We start from the raw sequence: 4,328 nt of genomic DNA, 5'->3' as shown, positions 1-4,328 counted from the left end.
TCAGCGCCAGCCGAGCTCCGGGGCCAGGTGGGTCAGCACGCTCTCGATCACGTGCGCGTTGTAGTCCACGCCGAGCTGGTTCGGCACCGTGAGCAGCAGGGTGTCCGCGGCGGCGATCGCCTCGTCCTCGGCCAGCTCCGCGACCAGCTTGTCCGGCTCACCGGCGTAGGTCCTCCCGAAGCGCGCGTCCCCGCCGTCGAGGTGCCCGACCTGGTCGGTCGAGTGGCGCTCGCGCCAGAACAGCTGCCGGTCGAGGTCGGACACGATCGGGAAGATGCTGCGGCTGACGGAGACGCGCGGCTCACCCTCGTGGCCGGCCGCGTCCCAGGCGTCGCGGAAGCGCTGGATCTGCTCGGCCTGCAGCCGGTGGAACGGCACGCCGGTGTCCTCGGTGAGCAGCGTCGAGCTCATGAGGTTCAGGCCCTGCTCGCCGGCCCACTCCGCGGTGGCGCGGCTCCCGGCGCCCCACCAGATGCGGTCGCGCAGCCCGGGGGAGTGCGGCTCGACGCGCAGCAGCCCGGGCGGGTTGGCGAACATCGGGCGCGGGTTCGGCGCCGCGAAGCCCTCGCCCGACAGCACCTCGAGGAAGCGCCGCGTGTGCTCCCGCGCCATGTCGGCGTCGGTCGTGCCCGCCGCGGGCTCGTACCCGAAGTGGCGCCAGCCGTCGATCACCTGCTCCGGGGAGCCCCGGCTGATGCCGAGCTGCAGGCGCCCGCCCGAGATCAGGTCGGCGGCCCCGGCGTCCTCGGCCATGTAGAGCGGGTTCTCGTAGCGCATGTCGATGATGCCGGTGCCGAGCTCGATGCGGCTCGTCCGCGCGGCCGCGGCGGCCAGCAGCGGGAACGGTGACGCGAGCTGCTGGGCGAAGTGGTGCACCCGGAAGTAGGCCCCGTCGGCGCCGAGCTCCTCGGCCGCCACCGCGAGGTCGATCGACTGCAGCAGCGAGTCCCGGGCGGAGCGCACGAGCGAATGCCCCGACGGCGACCAGTGCCCGAACGACAGGAACCCAATCTTCTTCACGGTTCAATCAACTCGGGACGGGGCGACCGCATTCCGGCGGGAGGGTCAGTCCTCCCGGGCCTCCTGCTCGCGCGTCCGGCGCTCGGTCTCGGGAAGCGAGGGCGCCCCCGGCGATCCGGTCCCGGCGTCCGCGGCCGCCTCCTCCTCCCGCTCGCGCTTCTCGGTCGCGGGCAGCGACGGGTCGTGCCCGTCGTCCTCGTGCCGACCGTGCTCCGCAGCCATCATGGGTGCTCCCTCTCGCGACCGGACGCGTCACGCGCCCGGGCGACCCCACCGTGGGCCGGTGCGACGCGGGTCGTCAAGGGCGATGAGTTCCGCTCGTCCGGCCGGTCCTGTCCGTCAGGACCACCGAGGCGAGGAGAATCGGATGACTGCACGGGTGGGGATGCTCGACGACGTGGCCGCGGAGCGGCTCGGGCTCGCCGACGACCTGGAGGCGCTGGCGCCGGAACAGTGGGCGGTCCCGTCGCTGTGCGCGGGATGGACGGTGCACGACGTCGTGGCGCACCTGACCCTCTCGACGCGGCAGTCGGTGCCCTGGACGTTCTGGCGCACGCTGCGGGCGCGCGGGAACCTCGAGCGGGCGTTCGCCGACATGGCCCGGGAGCGGGCCGCGGCCTTCCGGCCCGGGGAGCTGATCGGCCAGCTGCGCGAGATGGCGCACGTCGACCGGCGGTTGGCGCTCGCCGGGGAGCTCGATCCGCTCAACGACCTCCTCGTCCACTCCCAGGACGTGTGGATCCCGCTGGGGCGGGGGCGCGAGCTCCCCGTCGAGCGCGCGCTGCCGTGCCTGCGCCACGTCTGGGCGGCGCCGTTCGTCGGGGCGGCGAAGCGCTTCGCGGGGCTGCGGCTGCGCGCCGTCGACGCGGACTGGTCGGCGGGCGAGGGCCCCGAGGTGCACGGCCCGGTCGGCGCGCTCCTGCTCGCGGCCAACGGCCGCGCCGCCGGCCTGGACGGGTGCGACGGCGAGGGGCTCGACGAGGCGCGGCGCCGATTCGGGTGAGGCCCGCCGACGATGCACCACGCGCCGCCGCTCCGCGCGCGCCGGAGCCGGGCGCACACTGATCGCCGTGCTGAGCCACCTGCACCACGTCCAGCTCGCCATGCCCGCCGGGCGCGAGGACGAGGCCCGCGGATTCTTCGTCGGCGTCCTCGGGATGACCGAGGTCGAGAAGCCGCCGGTGCTCGCCGCGCGCGGCGGGGCGTGGTTCCGCGGCGGCGGCGTCGAGATCCACCTCGGGGTCGAGGACCCGTTCGCCCCGGCCCGCAAGGCCCACCCGGGCCTCGTCGTCACCGACCTCGACGACGCGGCCCGGCGGGTGGCGACGACGGGCCAGGACGTCACGTGGGACACCGACTTCCCGGGGTTCCGCCGCTTCTACGCCCAGGACCCCTTCGGGAACCGGCTGGAGTTCCTGGAGCCCGTCGCCGACCGCCCCGGGGTCAGTTGAGCTTGCGGGTGTCCGCGGGCAGTCCGCCGCCGGCGTAGACGTCCTCGGCGAGCTTCGCGAGGGCGGTCAGGGCGGTGTTCTGGCTCCAGGGCCCGTAGGAGACGCGGGCGAGGCCGATGCGCTGCGCGGCCTCGAGGGAGATCGAGCCCGGGATCCCGATGATGTTGACCTTGCGCTCGCCGAGCTCGCCGACGATGCGGGTCAGCTGCGCCTCGTCGAGCTTGCCCGGGACGAAGAAGGTGGTGGCGCCGGCCTCGAGGTAGGCCTTCCCGCGGGCGATCGCGTCGGAGATGACCTCCTCGGGGTCCCGGTCCCCAGCCTTGAGGAACGCGTCGGTGCGGGCGTTGAGCGCGAACGGGATGCCGGCCTGCTCGCCGGCCTTCACCGCGGCCTCGACGGCGCGCACCGCCTGGTCCAGCGGCTTCATCTGGTCCTCGAGGTTGGCGCCCACGATCCCGACGTCGATCGCGCGGGACACGGTGCCGCCCGGATCGCCGTAGCCGGCCTCGAGGTCGGCGCTGACGGGCAGGTCGGTCTGCCGGGCGATGAGGCCGACCTCGGCGATCATCTCGTCGCGCGGGATGACCTCGCCGTCGGGGTAGCCGCGGGAGGCCGCGATGCCGTGGCTCGCCGTCGCGAGCGCCGTCGTCCCGGGGGTGTCGGCGACGACGCGGGCGGTGATCGCGTCCCACACGTTCACCACGAGGAGCAGCTCCGGGGCGGCGTGCAGCCGCTGGAGCTCCTGGGCCTTGTCGAGGTTGCTCATGCCCGCCCCAACCCCGGACCGGGCACCCCTGATTCCCGGTTCCGGTGGCGGTCGGACGCCCGTCGAGGCGGGCGCGGCGCAGACGGGTGGTCCGTCCGGAGTCGTCGGTGCGCCGCCCGTCGTGTGGTGGACACCGCGTGGCGACGGGGCCGCGCCCGGGGCGCCCGACCGGGTGAGGAATCACGGTGTCGTGTGCCTAGGCTGTCACCCGTGCGTTCCGAACGGTGGTCGACCCCGACCCGGGATCTGACCCTCCCGGAGCGGGTCGCCTGGGTGCTCGGGAACGAGGACGGACGCCCGGTCTCGAGCCTCACCGAGCCGGCGGGCCTGCTCGTCGCCGCCGCCCTCGTCGAGCTCATGCTCGACGCCTCCCTGCTCGACGCCGGGTCCACCTACCGTGCCGGCCCGGTCGCCCCGTCCGACCCGCTGCTCGACTGGGTGGCCGACGGGCTGCTGCGTGGCGGCGGCCGGAAGTCCGACCTCGGCCACGCCGTCACCGGGCCCCGCGGCGCGCAGATGATCCGGCGCACCATGGACCGCCTCGTCGAGCGCGGGCTCGCCCACCGCGAGCCCCGCCGGGTGTTCGGCTACCTCGCGATGCCGGTGTTCGGCTCGGCCCTGCGGGTCCACGAGACCACGGCGCTGCACCACGACCGGGCCGTCGTCCGGGCGGTGCTCGACGGCGCGGATCCCGACGAGGCCACCGCGATGATCACCGTGCTGCTCCACCACGGGCGGCGCGTGCGGGCACTGGACCCGGTCGACGTGCACGCCGCCGTCGGGCGCGCGCGGGCCATCGCGGGCGGCCGGTTCGTGCCGGCCGGCATCGACCAGGACATCGTCCGGCTCGTCAGCCCGACGGTGCAGGCCGTCCTCGCCGCGCTCACCGCCACCGAGGTCCTCAGCTCGGGGCACTGATCCCCCACCCGTGGAGAACCGGTGGCGCCGACGGGTCCCGATCGGGCGCCGAGCGGTCTAGGCTCGGTCCGTTCCGCGAGCAGCGCCCGGACCGAGGGGGCACGCCATGCCGATCAACCACACGTCGTCGCCGTTCGTCCCATCCGCCAACGACGCACCAGACGGCATGCCCG

General features: G+C 74.9%; 6 protein-coding genes. 3 read left to right on the top strand and 3 right to left on the bottom strand.

From position 1 onward, the window contains the following. Both AC0CYZ_RS23760 and AC0CYZ_RS23755 read right to left on the bottom strand, forming a co-directional pair. On the bottom strand, positions 1–1,020 hold the full coding sequence (locus AC0CYZ_RS23760) for an LLM class flavin-dependent oxidoreductase (protein ID WP_472219910.1): 1,020 nt from the start codon (positions 1,018–1,020) through the stop codon (positions 1–3). Between the two features lie 45 nt (positions 1,021–1,065). Beyond that, positions 1,066–1,245 (bottom strand): hypothetical protein, encoded by a 180-nt coding sequence (locus tag AC0CYZ_RS23755; protein WP_472219908.1) that lies wholly within the window; start codon positions 1,243–1,245, stop codon positions 1,066–1,068. A gap of 142 nt (positions 1,246–1,387) precedes the next feature. Between AC0CYZ_RS23755 and AC0CYZ_RS23750 the strand changes: the two genes are divergently transcribed. Together AC0CYZ_RS23750 and AC0CYZ_RS23745 are read left to right on the top strand one after the other, a co-directional pair. Continuing rightward, positions 1,388–2,023 carry a maleylpyruvate isomerase family mycothiol-dependent enzyme gene (locus AC0CYZ_RS23750; protein ID WP_472219906.1) on the top strand — a complete coding sequence of 212 codons (636 nt, stop codon included), beginning with the start codon at positions 1,388–1,390 and terminating at the stop codon, positions 2,021–2,023. 67 nt (positions 2,024–2,090) lie between these two features. Continuing rightward, a complete protein-coding gene (locus tag AC0CYZ_RS23745; RefSeq protein ID WP_472219905.1) occupies positions 2,091–2,471 on the top strand; it encodes a VOC family protein in 381 nt (126 codons plus the stop codon). Here the strand turns inward: AC0CYZ_RS23745 and AC0CYZ_RS23740 are convergent. Continuing rightward, positions 2,464–3,237, bottom strand: a complete 774-nt coding sequence (locus AC0CYZ_RS23740) for an isocitrate lyase/PEP mutase family protein (RefSeq protein ID WP_472219903.1) — start codon at positions 3,235–3,237, stop codon at positions 2,464–2,466. The two genes, AC0CYZ_RS23745 and AC0CYZ_RS23740, sit on opposite strands and share 8 nt — an antisense overlap. A gap of 210 nt (positions 3,238–3,447) precedes the next feature. On the opposite strand from AC0CYZ_RS23740, the gene AC0CYZ_RS23735 reads away from it, so the two are divergent. After that, positions 3,448–4,155, top strand: coding sequence for a GPP34 family phosphoprotein (locus AC0CYZ_RS23735; protein WP_472219901.1), 708 nt, complete (start codon positions 3,448–3,450; stop codon positions 4,153–4,155). The last annotated feature ends 173 nt before the right edge of the window (positions 4,156–4,328 follow it).

This window comes from Actinomycetospora sp., assembly GCF_055612215.1.
The sequence above is the reverse complement of the archived record's forward strand: the minus strand, read 5'-3'. Positions and strand labels throughout refer to the sequence as shown.

Excerpts from the sequence above, each read along its gene's own strand:
- AC0CYZ_RS23740 (WP_472219903.1), bottom strand. The coding sequence starts at position 3,237 with ATGAGCAACCTCGACAAGGCCCAGGAGCTCCAGCGGCTGCACGCCGCC.
- AC0CYZ_RS23755 (WP_472219908.1), bottom strand. The coding sequence starts at position 1,245 with ATGATGGCTGCGGAGCACGGTCGGCACGAGGACGACGGGCACGACCCG.
- AC0CYZ_RS23750 (WP_472219906.1), top strand. The coding sequence starts at position 1,388 with ATGACTGCACGGGTGGGGATGCTCGACGACGTGGCCGCGGAGCGGCTC.